Source organism: Pseudomonas onubensis (assembly GCF_965653655.1).
GTDB lineage: Bacteria > Pseudomonadota > Gammaproteobacteria > Pseudomonadales > Pseudomonadaceae > Aquipseudomonas.
In genome coordinates this window covers 1-15221 of the sequence record NZ_CBFHAZ010000071.1, presented here as the reverse complement: position 1 = coordinate 15221, position 15221 = coordinate 1, and the positions used below count along the sequence as shown (strand labels likewise).

General features: G+C 61.0%; 14 protein-coding genes and 1 pseudogene. 8 read left to right on the top strand and 7 right to left on the bottom strand.

Annotation, left to right across the window (positions count from 1 at the left end):
* Positions 1–40: 40 nt before the first annotated feature.
* Together ACTD9P_RS20680 and ACTD9P_RS20675 are read right to left on the bottom strand one after the other, a co-directional pair.
* Positions 41–313 (bottom strand): annotated as a pseudogene (locus tag ACTD9P_RS20680) (thioredoxin family protein); the annotation flags it as partial.
* Between the two features lie 93 nt (positions 314–406).
* A complete protein-coding gene (locus ACTD9P_RS20675; RefSeq protein WP_438869156.1) occupies positions 407–655 on the bottom strand; it encodes a hypothetical protein in 249 nt (82 codons plus the stop codon).
* Positions 656–989: 334 nt separating this feature from the next.
* Between ACTD9P_RS20675 and ACTD9P_RS20670 the strand changes: the two genes are divergently transcribed.
* From ACTD9P_RS20670 to ACTD9P_RS20635, 8 genes are all read left to right on the top strand, one after another.
* Entirely contained in the window at positions 990–1838 is an 849-nt protein-coding gene (locus ACTD9P_RS20670; protein ID WP_438869155.1) for a transporter substrate-binding protein, read from the top strand.
* A 52-nt stretch (positions 1839–1890) separates the two neighbouring features.
* Positions 1891–2553 (top strand): amino acid ABC transporter permease, encoded by a 663-nt coding sequence (locus tag ACTD9P_RS20665; RefSeq protein ID WP_438869154.1) that lies wholly within the window; start codon positions 1891–1893, stop codon positions 2551–2553.
* An 11-nt stretch (positions 2554–2564) separates the two neighbouring features.
* The gene (locus tag ACTD9P_RS20660; protein WP_438869153.1) at positions 2565–3227 is read left to right on the top strand and encodes an amino acid ABC transporter permease; all 663 of its coding nucleotides are present in this window, start codon (positions 2565–2567) and stop codon (positions 3225–3227) included.
* On the top strand, positions 3224–4006 hold the full coding sequence (locus ACTD9P_RS20655; RefSeq protein ID WP_017135914.1) for an amino acid ABC transporter ATP-binding protein: 783 nt from the start codon (positions 3224–3226) through the stop codon (positions 4004–4006). The genes ACTD9P_RS20660 and ACTD9P_RS20655 overlap by 4 nt, the downstream gene beginning before the upstream one ends.
* 15 nt (positions 4007–4021) lie before the next feature.
* Positions 4022–4411, top strand: coding sequence for a RidA family protein (locus ACTD9P_RS20650; protein ID WP_010210958.1), 390 nt, complete (start codon positions 4022–4024; stop codon positions 4409–4411).
* Positions 4412–4579: 168 nt separating this feature from the next.
* Positions 4580–5344 (top strand): IclR family transcriptional regulator, encoded by a 765-nt coding sequence (locus ACTD9P_RS20645; protein ID WP_138815747.1) that lies wholly within the window; start codon positions 4580–4582, stop codon positions 5342–5344.
* Positions 5345–5353: 9 nt separating this feature from the next.
* Entirely contained in the window at positions 5354–6562 is a 1209-nt protein-coding gene (locus tag ACTD9P_RS20640; RefSeq protein ID WP_438869150.1) for an amino acid deaminase, read from the top strand.
* A 119-nt stretch (positions 6563–6681) separates the two neighbouring features.
* Positions 6682–7587 (top strand): sugar kinase, encoded by a 906-nt coding sequence (locus ACTD9P_RS20635; protein ID WP_438869149.1) that lies wholly within the window; start codon positions 6682–6684, stop codon positions 7585–7587.
* Positions 7588–7742: 155 nt separating this feature from the next.
* Here the strand turns inward: ACTD9P_RS20635 and ACTD9P_RS20630 are convergent, their stop codons facing one another.
* From ACTD9P_RS20630 to ACTD9P_RS20610, 5 genes are all read right to left on the bottom strand, one after another.
* On the bottom strand, positions 7743–8018 hold the full coding sequence (locus tag ACTD9P_RS20630; RefSeq protein WP_010564624.1) for a peptidylprolyl isomerase: 276 nt from the start codon (positions 8016–8018) through the stop codon (positions 7743–7745).
* Positions 8019–8061: 43 nt separating this feature from the next.
* On the bottom strand, positions 8062–10599 hold the full coding sequence (locus ACTD9P_RS20625; RefSeq protein ID WP_438869147.1) for a PAS domain-containing hybrid sensor histidine kinase/response regulator: 2538 nt from the start codon (positions 10597–10599) through the stop codon (positions 8062–8064).
* A gap of 136 nt (positions 10600–10735) precedes the next feature.
* Positions 10736–12694, bottom strand: a complete 1959-nt coding sequence (locus ACTD9P_RS20620; protein WP_438869146.1) for an acetoacetate--CoA ligase — start codon at positions 12692–12694, stop codon at positions 10736–10738.
* A gap of 129 nt (positions 12695–12823) precedes the next feature.
* Positions 12824–13597: a 3-hydroxybutyrate dehydrogenase gene (hbdH, locus tag ACTD9P_RS20615; RefSeq protein WP_438869145.1), complete on the bottom strand. Its 774-nt coding sequence runs from the start codon at positions 13595–13597 to the stop codon at positions 12824–12826.
* 7 nt (positions 13598–13604) lie between these two features.
* On the bottom strand, positions 13605–14996 hold the full coding sequence (locus tag ACTD9P_RS20610) for a GntP family permease (RefSeq protein ID WP_438869144.1): 1392 nt from the start codon (positions 14994–14996) through the stop codon (positions 13605–13607).
* Between the last annotated feature and the right edge of the window lie 225 nt (positions 14997–15221).

Here is a 15221-nt window from a genome sequence, read left to right as displayed (position 1 = left end):
ACACATCCTCCAGGAATTCTTCCTGATCTTGCGGCTCACCGATGCCCTTGAGGTTTTCAGCCTCAAGGGCATTTTTGTACACCACCAGTGTGGGTGTGCCGTCTACGCCATCGATTTTGGGGGTTTGGGTCGTGTCCAACAGCAGGCATTTCACGCGGCCGGCGTATTTTTCGGCTATGCGATTAAAGCGTTGGCCAGCCCCCATGCAGGCCGGGCAGCAAGGTGAGGTAAACAGCACGATAACCAGCGGGTGTTCTTTCAGGATGCGTTGGTATTCGTCAAGGTCATGAATAACCGTGTGTGCAGCGCCCATGATGATCTCCTAGTGTGCCCGGCCAACAGCTTGCGGGTACGCTAAATCGAGAGATCGTCAGCGTCTACTGTCAACCTTCACAGGTAGACGCGCTCACGCATCCTTGTCCCGCTCCACGCGCTCGCGGGCCTTGCGCGCCTGGCTTGCACACTTCCTGTATTCCTCGTTATCCCTCGAGGCCTTGGCCCGCCGGTATCCGTGGTGGTTCTGGCTGGTGTAGTCAGTGCTGAAGGCTTCCTTGAGCTTTTGCAGTTCTGCAGTGCAGTCGTGACGGTCGTTGGCGGCCGAAGCGCTGCCGGCGGCCAGCAATGAAAGCAAAACCAGAGCGAGACTGAGCTTCATGGGCAAGGGCGTCCTTGTTGGCGTGGATGTGCAAAGGCTAGTCCAGTGTGAGGATTTATCCACGGCGCGCGCGCACTGCAAAGGTGCGCGGTAACACCGTTGTGGCGCACTCGATTGGGGCCTGTCACCGGCGTGTGGGGCCTGGGGTAGCAAGCCGAGTCGAAATGCTGGCGTATCGCCGCGTCCTGGCCGGTTTACTATCTATTTGATTTAAAACGAATTTATCCCTGGCATATTTTTCTGTTAGCGCGTGTGGCACACTTTCTGCTGTCTATTCCGTTGTTACATACTAAGTTCCGGTATAGCGGAATACACAACTCCTGGAGTGCTTGTCATGCATCACCGACCTTCCGTGTTTAAAGCGTGTGTTTTTCTCTTCGCCGCATCGGCTTCCCTCGCAAGCGTTGTGCACGCGGCGGACAGCAAGCTCGATGATGTGCTCAAGCGTGGGCATCTCATCGTGGGTACAGGCAGTACCAATGCGCCGTGGCACTTCCAGGGAGCGGATGGCAAGTTGCAGGGTTTTGATATCGACATCGGCCGCATCGTGGCTAAAGGCTTGTTCAACGACCCGACCAAGGTCGAGTTTGTGGTGCAGTCGTCCGATGCGCGTATTCCCAACCTGCTGACCGACAAGGTCGACATGAGTTGCCAGTTCATCACCGTCACTGCCAGCCGTGCGCAGCAGGTTGCCTTTACCCTGCCGTACTACCGCGAAGGCGTGGGCCTGTTGCTGCCGAACAACAGCAAATACAAAGAAATCGAAGACCTGCAAGCGGCTGGCGATGACGTGACCGTGGCCGTGCTGCAAAACGTGTATGCCGAGGAACTGGTGCACCAGGCCCTGCCAAAAGCCAAGGTCGACCAGTACGACAGCGTCGACCTGATGTACCAGGCGGTGAACTCCGGCCGTGCCGATGCCGCCGCCACCGACCAGTCTTCGGTCAAGTACCTGATGGTGCAAAACCCGGGCCGCTACCGCAGCCCGACTTACGCCTGGAGCCCGCAAACCTACGCGTGCGCGGTCAAGCGTGGCGATCAGGATTGGCTGAACTTCGTCAACACCGCGCTGCATGAAGCCATGACCGGCGTGGAATTCCCGGCCTACAAAGCCTCGTTCAAACAATGGTTCGGTGTGGATTTGCCGGAACCTGCGATCGGCTTCCCGGTTGAGTTCAAGTAAATCGTAAATCCTGGGGCGTCGCTGACGGCGCCCCAATCAGGTACTGCCCACCATGAACTATCAGTTGAACTTTGCCGCCGTGTGGCGTGATTTCCCCAGCTTGCTGGCGGGGCTCGGCCTGGGCCTTGAACTGGCCTTGCTGTCGATCGCCATCGGTTGCGTGATCGGCCTGATGATGGCGTTTGCGATGCTGTCCAAACACCGCGCGTTGCGAGTCTTCGCCTCGGTGTATGTGACGGTGATCCGCAATACGCCGATCCTCGTGCTGATCCTGTTGATTTACTTTGCACTGCCCTCGCTTGGGATTCGGCTCGACAAGATCCCCTCGTTCATCATCACTCTGTCGTTATATGCCGGTGCTTACCTGACCGAAGTGTTCCGCGCCGGGCTGTTGAATATTCCCAAGGGTTTGCGTGAAGCCGGCTTGGCCATTGGCTTGGGTGAGTGGCGTATTCGCGCCTACATCAGCGTGCCGGTGATGCTGCGCAACGTGTTGCCGGCGCTGTCGAACAACTTTATTTCGCTGTTCAAGGACACGTCGCTGGCGGCCGCGATTGCGGTGCCGGAGCTGACCTATTACGCCCGCAAGATCAACGTCGAAAGCTACCGGGTGATTGAAACCTGGATGGTCACGACCGCGCTCTACGTGGCGGCCTGTTACCTCATTGCCATGCTGCTCCGTTACCTGGAACAGCGTTTGGCGATCCGTCGTTAAGGAGGGTTTGCATGTACGAGTCCCCAAGCTGGCTGCATGAATTGTGGATCGCCCGGGATACCCTCTGGGCAGGGTTTCAAACCAGTATTTATTGCTCGGTGCTGGCGATTATCTTTGGCACGCTGATCGGTATTTTTGCCGGGTTGATTCTCACCTACGGCAAGTTCTGGATGCGCGCGCCGTTTCGTCTGTACGTCGACCTGGTACGCGGTACGCCGGTGTTTGTGCTGGTGCTGGCGTGTTTTTACATGCTGCCGGCGCTGGGTTGGCAGATCACCGCATTCCAGGCCGGCGCGGTCGGTTTGACGTTGTTCTGTGGCTCCCACGTATCGGAAATCGTGCGCGGCGCGCTGCAAGCCATTCCCCGTGGGCAACTGGAAGCGGGCCGGGCGATTGGGCTGACGTTCAAACAGTCACTGACCTACGTGCTGTTGCCCCAGGCGTTGCGCCAGATCCTGCCGACCTGGGTCAATTCCTCCACCGAAATCGTCAAGGCCTCGACTTTGCTCTCGGTGATCGGCGTGGCCGAACTGTTGCTCAGCACCCAGCAAGTCATCGCACGTACCTTCATGACCCTGGAGTTCTATCTGTTCGCCGGGTTTCTGTTCTTTGTCATCAACTACGCCATCGAGTTATTCGGGCGCTACATTGAAAAGCGGGTGGCCTTGCCATGAACCAACCTCAAACCAACCAACCGCTGCTGAACATTCGTGGCCTGCGTAAACAATATGGCCAGGTCGAAGTGCTCAAGGGCGTTGACCTGTCCATGCAGCGCGGCAACGTGGTGACGTTGATCGGCTCCAGCGGCTCGGGCAAGACCACCTTGCTGCGTTGCGTCAACCTGCTCGAAGAGTTCCAGGGCGGGCAGATCAGCCTGGACGGTGAGTCCATCGGCTACAGCGAAATCGCCGGCAAACGTGTGCGTCACCCCGAACGGGTGATTGCCCAGCACCGTGCGATGACCGGCATGGCCTTCCAGCAATTCAACCTGTTTCCGCATCTGACCGCGTTGCAAAACGTCACCCTCGGCCTGCTCAAGGTCAAGAAAATGGGCAAGGACGAAGCCGTGGCGCTGGCCGAAAAATGGCTGGACCGCGTGGGCTTGCTGGAACGGCGCAATCACTTCCCCGGTCAACTTTCCGGCGGTCAGCAGCAGCGTGTGGCGATTGCCCGCGCCATTGCCATGAACCCCAGCCTGATGCTGTTTGATGAAGTGACCTCGGCCCTCGACCCGGAGTTGGTGGGGGAGGTGCTCAGTGTGATCAAGGGCCTGGCGGAAGAGGGCATGACCATGTTGCTGGTCACCCACGAAATGCGCTTTGCCTATGAAGTGTCGGACAAGATCGTCTTCATGAACCAGGGCCGCATTGAAGAGCAGGGCGCGCCGAAGGACATCTTCGAACGCCCGCAATCGCCGCGCCTGGCGGAATTTTTGAAGAATATTCGTTTTTAATCAGGAGCAATTTTTATGAGCATTACTCGTTACGGTGCCGGTAGCACTGCCGGCGGCGGTCAGCCGCGTCCTTTCGCTCGCGCTGTGGAAGCCGACGGCTGGCTCTACGTCTCGGGCCAGGTGCCGGCGGTGGACGGTGAAATTATCACCGGCGGTATCATCGAACAAACTCGTCAGACCATGCGCAACGTGGTGGCGATTCTGGAAGAGGCCGGGTACGAACTCAAAGATGTGGTGCGCGTCGGCGTATGGCTGGAAGACCCACGGGACTTCTGGAGCTTCAACAAAGTGTTCGGCGAGTACTTCACCCCGGAACACGCCCCGGCACGCGCCTGTGTGCAGGCCAACATGATGGTGGACTGCAAGGTCGAGATCGATTGCGTGGCCTACAAGAAAAAAGGCTAAATGCTCCTCTCTTGACGCCAACGTAGATCAAATGTGGGAGCGGGCTTGCTCGCGAAAGCGGAGTGTCAGCGAATGCATTTATAACTGATCCACCGCATTCGCGAGCAAGCCCGCTCCCACAGGGGATCTGTGTTGATAGCAACACCTTTTACCGGGACCGAAATTGCCATGACCGAAGACACCATCAAACGCCGCGCCAAAGGACTGGACCGTGCATTCGATATCCTCGATTTTCTCAAGGAGATCGGCCAGCCCCTGCGCCCGAATGATATTGCCAGTGGCATCGGCAGCCCCAAATCCACCGTCTATGAACTGGTTGCGTCCTTGCTCGAGCGGCGCATCCTGGAAACGGTGGGCAAGGACGGTCACGTCTACCTCGGCCGCCAGCTGTACTTTCTCGGCCAGGCGCACCTGCGCCATTTCGACCTGACCCGCGAGGCCGACCACGCCTTGCAGGAGATCGTCAGCCAGACCCATGAAACCGCGCAGATGTGCCTGCTCAACGGGCGCAAATACACGGTGGCGCTGATGCGCGAAGGCGAGCGGCATTTTCGTATTTCCTCGGACATCGGCGAAAACGCGCCCATCCCCTGGACCGCTTCCGGGCGCTTGCTGCTGGGGCACTTGAGCGACCAGCAGATCATCGACCTGATCGACTACGACGACTTCATCCTGCCGGATGGCCAGCGCCTGCCACTGGAAACCTTTCTGGCACAAATTCGTCAGGCCACCCTCGATGGGTTTTTCTCCTTCGACAGCGTGGCCGACACCTTCACCCATTGTTTTGCCGCCCCGGTGCGGGACGCGCAGGGCATCAGCATTGCGACCTTGTGCATCGTTGCGCCGCGCGCCGATGCGATCAAAAACTACAACGACTATCGCCGGGTGTTGATCGACAGCGCCAACCACCTGGCCCGGCGAATCAACGAATAGGAGTACTTCATGTCTGCCCTCAATGCCGTTGAAAAAGGCGCCGCTGCCGTCGGTGCCCACCTGGTGCGCGACGTCAGCCTGCCGGCCCTGGTGCTGCACCGTGACGCGCTGGAACACAACATTCGCTGGATGCAGGCGTTTGTCAGCAACAGCGGTGCGCAGCTCGCGCCCCATGGCAAAACCAGCATGATGCCGGCGCTGTTCCAGCGTCAGATCGAGGCGGGCGCCTGGGGCATCACCCTGGCCAATGCCGTGCAGACCCGCGCCGCCTACGCCGGCGGCGTGCGCCGCGTGTTGATGGCCAACCAACTGGTGGGCGCGCCGAACATGGCGCTGATCGCCGACCTGCTGGCGGACCCGGAGTTTGACTTCCACTGCATGGTCGATCACCCGGACAACGTCGCTGACCTGGGTCTGTTTTTTGCCGCCCGTGGCCTGCGCCTGAACGTGATGATCGAATACGGCGTGGTCGGCGGCCGTTGCGGGTGCCGCAGCGAACAGGAAGTGCGCGAGCTGGCCAAGGCGATCAAGGCCCAACCGGCCCTGGCCCTGACCGGTATTGAAGGCTACGAAGGCGTGATCCACGGCGAACACGCCGTCAGCGGCATCCGTGACTTCGCCGCCAGCCTGGTGCGCCTGGCCGTGGACCTGCAAAACAATGGCGCGTTTGACTTGCCCAAGCCGATCATCACCGCCTCGGGTTCGGCCTGGTACGACCTGATCGCCGAATCGTTTGAAGCGCAAAACGCCGCCGGCCGCTTCCTCAGTGTGTTGCGCCCGGGCAGCTATGTGGCCCACGACCATGGCATCTACAAAGAGGCGCAATGCTGCGTGCTCGACCGTCGCAGCGACCTCAATGAAGGCCTGCGCCCGGCCCTGGAAGTCTGGGCACACGTGCAATCGTTGCCCGAGCCTGGCTTTGCGGTGGTTGCCCTGGGCAAGCGCGACGTGGCCTACGACGCCGGTTTGCCGGTGCCGCTCAAGCGCTACAAGGCCGGGATTGTGCCGGCCGAAGGCGATGATGTGACCGCGTGTAAAGTCACGGCGGTGATGGACCAGCATGCGTTCATGACGGTGGCGCCGGGGGTTGAGTTGCGTATTGGCGACATCATCTCCTTTGGCACTTCGCACCCGTGCCTGACGTTCGACAAGTGGCAGGTGGGTTGTCTGGTGGATGAGCAGTTGCAGGTCATTGAATCCTTGCATACCTGCTTCTAGACCGAGTCGCGCCCTTCGCGAGCAAGCCCGCTCCCACATTTTGAAATGTGTTCACCGTTCCAATGTGGGAGCGGGCTTGCTCGCGAAGAGGTCATTAGCCTCACCAGAGATCATCAGGCATGAACACAAACCCCCGCATCGCCCTGATCGGCGAATGCATGATCGAACTGCAACACCGCGCCGATGGCAGCCTGCAACAGAGCTTCGGCGGCGACACCTTGAACGCGGCGGTGTACCTGCGCCGCGAGTTGGGTGCGGTCGGCACGGTCGACTACGTGACCGCCTTGGGCGATGACAGTTTCAGCGATACCATGTGCCGGCAATGGACCGAAGAAGGCCTCGGCCTGGGCATGGTCCAGCGCCTGCCCGGACGTTTGCCTGGGCTGTACTGCATTCAGACCGACGCCAATGGCGAGCGCAAATTCCTCTACTGGCGCAACGAAGCGGCCGTGCGCGACTGCTTCACCACACCGGCAGCCGAACCGATCCTGGCGGCGTTGCCGGACTACGACGTGGTGTATTTCAGCGGCATCACCCTGGCGGTGCTGGGTGAACTCGGGCGTGAGCGCTTGCTGCAAACCCTGGTCGACACCCGCAAGCGCGGCGGCCGGGTGGTGTTCGACAACAACTATCGCCCGCGCTTGTGGGCGAGTGTCGACGCGGCGCGCGCGGCGTATCACCAAGTGTTGGCCGAGGTGGATATCGCCTTGCTGACCGAGGATGACGAGCGGGCGCTGTTTGGTTATGCCGACAGCGAGCAGGTGTTTGCGGCGTACCCGGCGATTGCAGAAGTGGTGCTCAAGCGTGGCGCGGATGCGTGTTTGATTCGTTGTGATGGCGAGCGCTTTGCGGTGCCGGCGCTGAAGGTCGAGAAGGTGGTGGACACCACGGCGGCGGGGGATTCGTTCAGTGCGGCGTATTTGGCCAGTCGGCTCACGGGCGGCTCGCCGCAAGAGGCGGCTCTGGCTGGGCATTGGTTGGCGAGTCGGGTGATTCAGGTGCCGGGGGCTTTGATTGCGCGGTGAATGGCCGCCTGCGGCGGTTCGCAGGCAAGCCAGCTCCCACACTGATCGTTCCCACGCTCTGCGTGGGAATGCCTCACCGGACGCTCTGCGTCCGCTTCTGGGACGCGGAGCGTCCCTGGCTGCATACCCGCGCAGAGCATGGGCACGATCTGTGGTCAGTCGCGGTAAAACACCTGCACCAGGTGATAGCCAAACTTGCTCTTGATCGGCCCGTGCACCACCTTCACCGGCTTCTTGAAGATCACCGCATCAATCACCCCCACCATTTGCCCAGGCCGCACTTCACCCAAATCACCGCCGCGCTTGCCGGAGGGGCAAGTGGAGTACTTTTTGGCCAGCACATCAAACGCTTCGCCCTTGGCAATGCGCTGCTTGAGCTGTTCGGCTTCTTCGCTGGTTTTCACCAGAATATGACGGGCTTGGGCTTTCATAAGGTTCTACCAGGTGTGCGACGGCGCGCGATTATGCCTGAACTCATTCGTCGACGTTGATCATGCTGCGGATTTTAGTCGCCAGCAGATCAATGGAAAACGGCTTGGCCACCATGTCCATGCCGTCCTCCAGGAAGCCCTGGCGTTCGGCGGCTTGTTCGGCGTAACCGGTCATGAACAATACGCGCAGGCCCGGCCGGTGCTGACGGGCGATTTCCGCCAGTTGCCGGCCGTTCATGCCCGGCAGGCCAACGTCTGTCACCAACAAGTCCACACGCAAATCCGATTCCAGCAACGGCAGCGCCGTGCGCGCATCCGCCGCCTGATGGGCGGTGTAGCCCAGCTCACCGAGCACATTGACCACCAGCATGCGCACCGCCGGGTCATCCTCGACCACTACCACCGCTTCACCGGCGAGTGCCAGCGGCGCTTCGCCGTGGTTCGGCGGCAAGCTGCTTTCCAGCGCGGTGCCATGCAGGCGGGGCAGGTACAGGCGCACACAGGTGCCCTGGCCGGGTTCGCTTTGAATGGTCACATGGCCGCCGGATTGCTGGGCAAAGCCATAAATCATCGACAACCCCAGGCCGGTGCCCTGGCCGATGGGCTTGGTGGTGAAGAACGGGTCGAAGGCCTTGGCCAGAATCTTCGGCGCCATGCCGCTGCCGTTATCGCTCACCCCCAGCATCACATAATCACCGGCCTTGACCGGTTCCAGGGTAGTGATATCGGTGCCGTCCAGGTAACTGTTGGCGGTTTCGATGCACAATTCGCCGCCGTCCGGCATCGCGTCGCGGGCGTTGATCACCAGGTTGAGCAAGGCGTTTTCCAGCTGGCTGGCATCGGTGTTGACCGGCCAGATATCCTTGCCCAATTGCACCTTGAGCGTGATATGCGCGCCTTTGGTGCGCCGGAACAAGTCTTCCAGGGAAGCCACCAGCTCGTTCGGGTCCAGTGGCCTGCGGTCCAGCGACTGCCTGCGGGAGAACGCCAGCAGACGGTGGGTGAGGGCGGCGGCGCGATGGGCCGACGACACGGCCGCGTCGGTAAAACGGCCGATTTCGTCGCTGCGCCCGGCGGCGATATAGCGCTGCATCAAGTCCAGGCTGCCGATAATGCCGGTGAGCATATTGTTGAAGTCATGGGCAATGCCACCCGTGAGCTGGCCGACCGCTTCCATTTTTTGCGCATGGCGCAGGGCGTCTTCGGCGCGCTCACGCTCGAACATCTCGTTTTGCAGGCGCTGATTGGCCTCGGCCAGTGCCTGGGTGCGCTGGGCCACGCGTTCTTCAAGGTTTTCATTGAGGTGGCGCAGGGCTTCTTCGGTGAGTTTGCGTTCGGTCTCATCGATCACAAAAATGTAGAAACCATTCACCGAGCCGTCATTGCTGAAGCGCGGCAAGTACTTCATCAGCGCGTGGCGCGGCCGGCCGTCGCGGTGCGGGGTGATGGTCATGAAACTGCAGGCCTTGCCGCGCAGCGCGGCGTCGATCTTGTCCGCGCGCCCGGCATATACCTCGTCGCCCAGCACTTCGCGGATGCTTTTGCCGTACAGCTCCTGGGGCGTCATGCCGTACCACTCCAGGTAGGCGCTGTTGTTGAGGCGAAAGCGCTGTTCGTGGTCGACATAACCGATCAGCACCGGCATGGCGTTGATGATCAGTTGCAGCTCGGTCTGGCTTTGGCGCAGCGCCTGTTCGGTCTGCTTGCGCTCGGTCAGGTCCAGCGCGGCACCCAGGAAGCGTGCCGGGCGGCCTTGGTGGTCCTTGTAGCAGCGGCCACGGGCAAACACCCAGCGCACCTGGCCATCGGCTTGCAGCAGGCGGTATTCCTCGGCGTATTCGGTGCCGAAAGTGATGCAATGCTTGATGCTGCGCGCGACCATGCCACGGTCTTCGGGGTGTACGCCTTGCAGGTAGTTGCTGATGGGCAAGAGGCCGGCGTCATTCGGGTCGACACCGTGCAAGTGGGCGAAGTGGGCGTCGGCAATAAAGCGATCCTCGCCGATGTCCCAGTCCCAGGTGCCGACCGCATCGGTCGCTGCCAGGGCCAGTTGCAGGCGCTGTTCGCTGTTGTGCTGGGCCTTGAGGCTGTCTTCGGAGCGCTGCTGCAGTTCGAGGGTTTTGCTGCGCCGCTCGTTGGTCTCAATGGCGGTGACCAGGATCCCGGCCACGCTGCCGCCTTCGTCGCGCACCGGGCTGTAGGTGAGGTCGAGCCAGATGTCGGTGTCGCGGTTATTGCGTTGCAGCACAAAGCGCTGTTCGCTGAAGGTGCGCACCTGGCCGCCGAGCACTGCGTCGTAGATCGGCGCAGTAAAACTCTCAAGCTCCGGCCAGGTGTCATGGGCCGGTTGGCCCAGCGCCTCGGGATGCTTGTTGCCCGCGAGCAGGGCAAAGCCATCGTTGTACAACTGGATGAGTTGGCTGCCCCACAGCAGCAACATCGGCATCGGTGAATGGATGACGATATCGACGGCTGTGCGCAGGCTTTGCGGCCAGTCATTAGCCTCACCGAGCGGGCTTTGCGCCCAGTCCAGCCGCGCAATCAATGCAGCGGCTTCGCTACCGGTGGATGTTCCATTCATGAAAAAGCCCTGCACCTGACACTTTGAAATACGACAAAAGCCGATTATCCCGCGAGACGGGAACGGCTGACTACCCCCGAAAAATAGCATGCATTGGAGGTTTGTCTTCAAATCAGTGCGTCAGAGCTGAAACCTTTCATCCATCTGCCAGCTCAGGGCGGTTACGAAACTGTTCCAGCGCCTGCGGATTGGCCAGGGCATCGGTATTTTTGACCGGCTCGCCATGCACCACATTACGCACCGCCAGTTCGACGATCTTGCCGCTGATGGTGCGCGGTATGTCGCTGACGGCGAGGATCTTCGCCGGTACATGGCGCGGCGTGGTGTTGGCGCGGATCACCTGGCGAATCTGCTGCTCCAGGGCTTGATCCAGTTCCACGCCGTCATTGAGCCGCACAAACAGCACGACCCGCACATCGTCCTGCCAGCGTTGGCCGATGGCCAGGCTTTCCAGTACCTCTGGGACTTTTTCCACCTGGCGATAAATCTCTGCCGTGCCGATGCGCACACCGCCGGGGTTGAGCACCGCATCGGAGCGCCCGTGAATCAGCAGGCTGCCATTGGTGCGCTGCTCGGCGTAGTCGCCCTGGGCCCACACGCCGGGAAACTGGCTGAAATACGCGGCGCGCAGTTTGGTCTGGTCGGGGTCATTCCACAGGCCAATCGGCATGGCGGGAAAATGCCGGGTACACACCAGCTCGCCTTTTTCCCCGATCAGCGGCTGGCCCTGGTCGTCCCACACTTCGATGGCCATCGCCAGACTCTTGCACTGCATTTCGCCGCGCCGCACCGGCAGCACCGGGTTGCCGATCACAAAGCAGGAAACGATATCGGTGCCGCCCGACATTGACGACAGGCACAGCTCGGCCTTGATCTCGCGGTACACATAGTCGTAACTCTGCGGCGACAGCGGCGAGCCGGTTGAGATCAGGCCCTTGAGGCTGCCTAAATCGTGGCTGAGGCGCGGTTGCAGGCCGGCTTTTTCCAGGCTGGCAAGAAACTTGGGGCTGGTGCCGAACACGCTGATTTTTTCCGCGTCGATCAGGTCGATCAGCCGTTCGGGGCCTGGGTGAAACGGCGAGCCGTCATACAGTACCGCCGTGGCGCCGAGTGCCAGCACCGACACCAGCCAGTTCCACATCATCCAGCCGCAGGTGGTGTAGTAGAACAGGCAATCTTCACCCGACAGGTCAGCGTGCAGGCCGTGTTCCTTGAGGTGGGTGAGCAACACGCCGCCGGTGCCGTGGATGATGCACTTGGGCACGCCGGTGGTGCCGCTGGAATAGAGGATATACAGCGGATGATCGAACGGCACCGCGACAAATTCAGGCTCGCCGCCGGGTTGGTAGAAGTCGTTCCACAGTGCGACCCTGGCGTGGGTGCGGTAGTCGTCGATGCGTGCCTGGGGCCGGGCATACGGCACGATGATCAACTGTTCCAGGGACGGCAGGCGTTCGAGGATTTCATTGAGTTTGGCGCTTTGGTCGATGTCCTTGCCGGCATAGCGATAGCCCGCGCAGGTGATCAACACTTTCGGCTCGATCTGGCCGAAACGATCGATCACGCCTTGGGTGCCGAAATCCGGCGACGAGCACGACCAGATCGCGCCCAGGCTGGTGGTGGCGAGCATGCCGACCAGGGTTTGCCAGGTGTTGGGCATGCACGCGGCTACGCGGTCGCCCTGGGTGACACCGGCTGCCCGCAAGCTGAGCTGCAAACCTGCGACATGTTCGGCCAGTTCGGCATAGGTCAGCTGTTCGCGCTGGCCGTCTTCACTGACCGCCACCACCGCCGGGTGAGCATCCCGACGGCGCAGCAGGTGTTCGGCAAAGTTCAGGGTCGCGCCGGGGAACCACTCGGCGCTGGGCATTGCCGCGCTTTCGATCAGCGTGGTGCTGGGCGGGCTGCGAAATTGCACGTCGAAGAAGGCGGCGATCGCCTGCCAGAAGTCGGCGCGCTGGTCGATGCTCCATTGGTGCAGCGCGGGGTAGTCGCCGAGCTGCAGGTTGTAGCGCTGGTTGACGAAGCGCCGGAACTGGTCCATTCGCGTATTGGCGATGCGTTCGGGGGAGGGTTGCCAGAGGATCTCGGACATACAGTTGCCTCTTCTCGTTCCCATGCTCTGCGTGGGAATGCCTCTATGGACGCTCTGCGTCCGCTCTTGGGACGCGGAGCGTCCTGGGCTGCATTCCCACGCAGAGCGTGGGAACGATCATTACGATCATTACTGGGCCAGCCAGCCGCCATCGATATTCCACGCGGCGCCGCGCACTTGGGCGCCAGCCTCACTGCAGAGGAACAACACCAACTCACCCAGCTGTGGCGGCGTCACAAACTCCAGCGACGGTTGTTTTTCTGCGAGCAAATCATGCTGCGCCTGCTGCGGATCAACGCCCTTGGCCGCGCGATCATCAATCTGCTTTTGCACCAACGGCGTCAACACCCAGCCGGGGCAGATGGCATTACAGGTGACGTTACCGGTGGCGGTCTCCAGGCCCACCACCTTGGTCAGGCCGATGACGCCGTGTTTGGCCGCCACATACGCCGCCTTGCCCACCGAGCCGACCAAGCCATGCACCGAGGCGATATTAACGATACGCCCCCAGCCCTTGGCCTTCATACCTGGCAAGCTCAAGCGCGTGCTGTGGAATACCGACGACAGGTTGATCGCGATGATCGAATCCCAGCGCTCCACCGGGAAGTCTTCCACGGCCGCCACATGCTGAATGCCGGCGTTGTTGACCAGGATGTCGACGCCGCCGAACTCGCGCTCGGCGTAGGCTAGCATGTCGGCGATTTGCGCCGGGTCGCTGACGTCCGCCGGGTGATGCCCGACCTTGCCGCCGAACGCCTGCACCTGGGCGACCGCCGCACTGGCGTCGCCAAAGCCGTTGAGGATCAGGTTGGCGCCGGCCTTGGCCAGGCTCAGTGCGATGCCCAAGCCGATGCCGCTGGTGGAGCCGGTAACCAGGGCGGTCTTGCCGTTCAAAGTCGTCATGAAAACCTCACACAATGCCGGTGGCGTAGAAAGTACCGATCACCACGAAGACCGCGAGGGTCTTGATGATCGTGATGCCGAAAATGTCCTTGTAGGCTTCGCGGTGGGTCAGCCCGGTGACCGCCAGCAGGGTGATCACCGCGCCGTTGTGGGGCAGGGTGTCCATGCCGCCGCTGGCCATGGCCGCGACCCGGTGCAGCACTTCAAGGGGGATATTGGCCGCATGGGCCGCCGAAATAAAGCTCTCGGACATCGCCGCCAGGGCAATGCTCATGCCGCCTGACGCGGAGCCGGTGATACCGGCCAGCAAGGTCACGGTAATCGCTTCGTTGACCAGTGGGTTGGGGATGCCCTTGAGCCAGTCCGCCAGCACCAGAAAGCCTGGCAACGAGGCGATCACCGCGCCGAAGCCGTATTCCGAGGCAGTGTTCATGGCCGCCAGCAGCGCACCGCTGACCGCGCTTTTACTGCCTTCGGCGAGTTTGCTTTTAATCGCCGACCAGCCGAACACCAGCACCATGACAATGCCCACCAGCAACGCTGCCTGCACCGCCCAGATCGCCGTAAGCTTGGCGATTTCGGTGGTCACCGGCGTGCTCATGCCCGGCAGGCTGAGGCTGTGGGTCTTGCCGTACCATTGCGGGATCCAGTGGGTGAACAGCAGGTTCATCACGCCCACCAGAATCAGCGGCGACAGCGCGATCCATGGGTTGGGCAGCGCCAGGTTGTCGGCGGTTTCCGGCTCGTTGCGCAGCTCGGTGCCATAGCCTTCACCGGCGCGTTGCGCCTTGTTGCGCTGGCGCGCCAGGTAGAGCATGCCGGTGCAGAACACGAAAACCGTGCCGATCAGGCCCAGCCATGGCGCCGCCCAGGCGGTGGTGTTGAAGAAGGTGCTGGGGATGATGTTCTGAATCTGCGGCGTGCCGGGCAGGGCGTCCATGGTGAACGAAAACGCACCGAGGGCGATGGTCGCCGGGATCAGGCGCTTGGGAATGTTGCTCTGGCGGAACATCTCCGCCGCAAACGGGTACACCGCAAACACCACCACAAACAGCGACACGCCGCCGTAGGTGAGCAGGGCGCAGACCAGCACAATCACCAGCATCGCCTGGCGCGTGCCGAGCAAGCGGATGGCGGCGGCCACAATCGAGCGCGAAAAACCCGACAGTTCGATCAGCTTGCCGAACACCGCGCCGAGCAGGAACACCGGGAAATACAGTTTGATAAAACCGACCATTTTTTCCATGAACACCCCGGTAAACGCAGGGGCGACGGCGGACGGGTCGGTGAGCAGCACGGCGCCGAGGGCGGCGATGGGGGCAAACAGGATCACGCTGTAGCCACGGTAGGCAGCCAGCATCAGCAGCGCGAGGGCTGCCAGGGCAATGATCACACTCATGGTGTGTCTCCAGATCGAATTGTTATTTTTGTGGGGTAGTGCGTTGGAGATGGGCTATAGCGAGATGTGTGCCAATTAACTAAGTTATTGAAATATATGAATGTTATCTATTTTTAAAGCCGAGGCCTTGAAAAGAATCTCAGTTAGGAGACGAGTACATATCCAATGTGGGAGCGGGCTTGCTCGCGAAAGCGGTGTATCAGCCAGTAAATTTATTGCTGAACC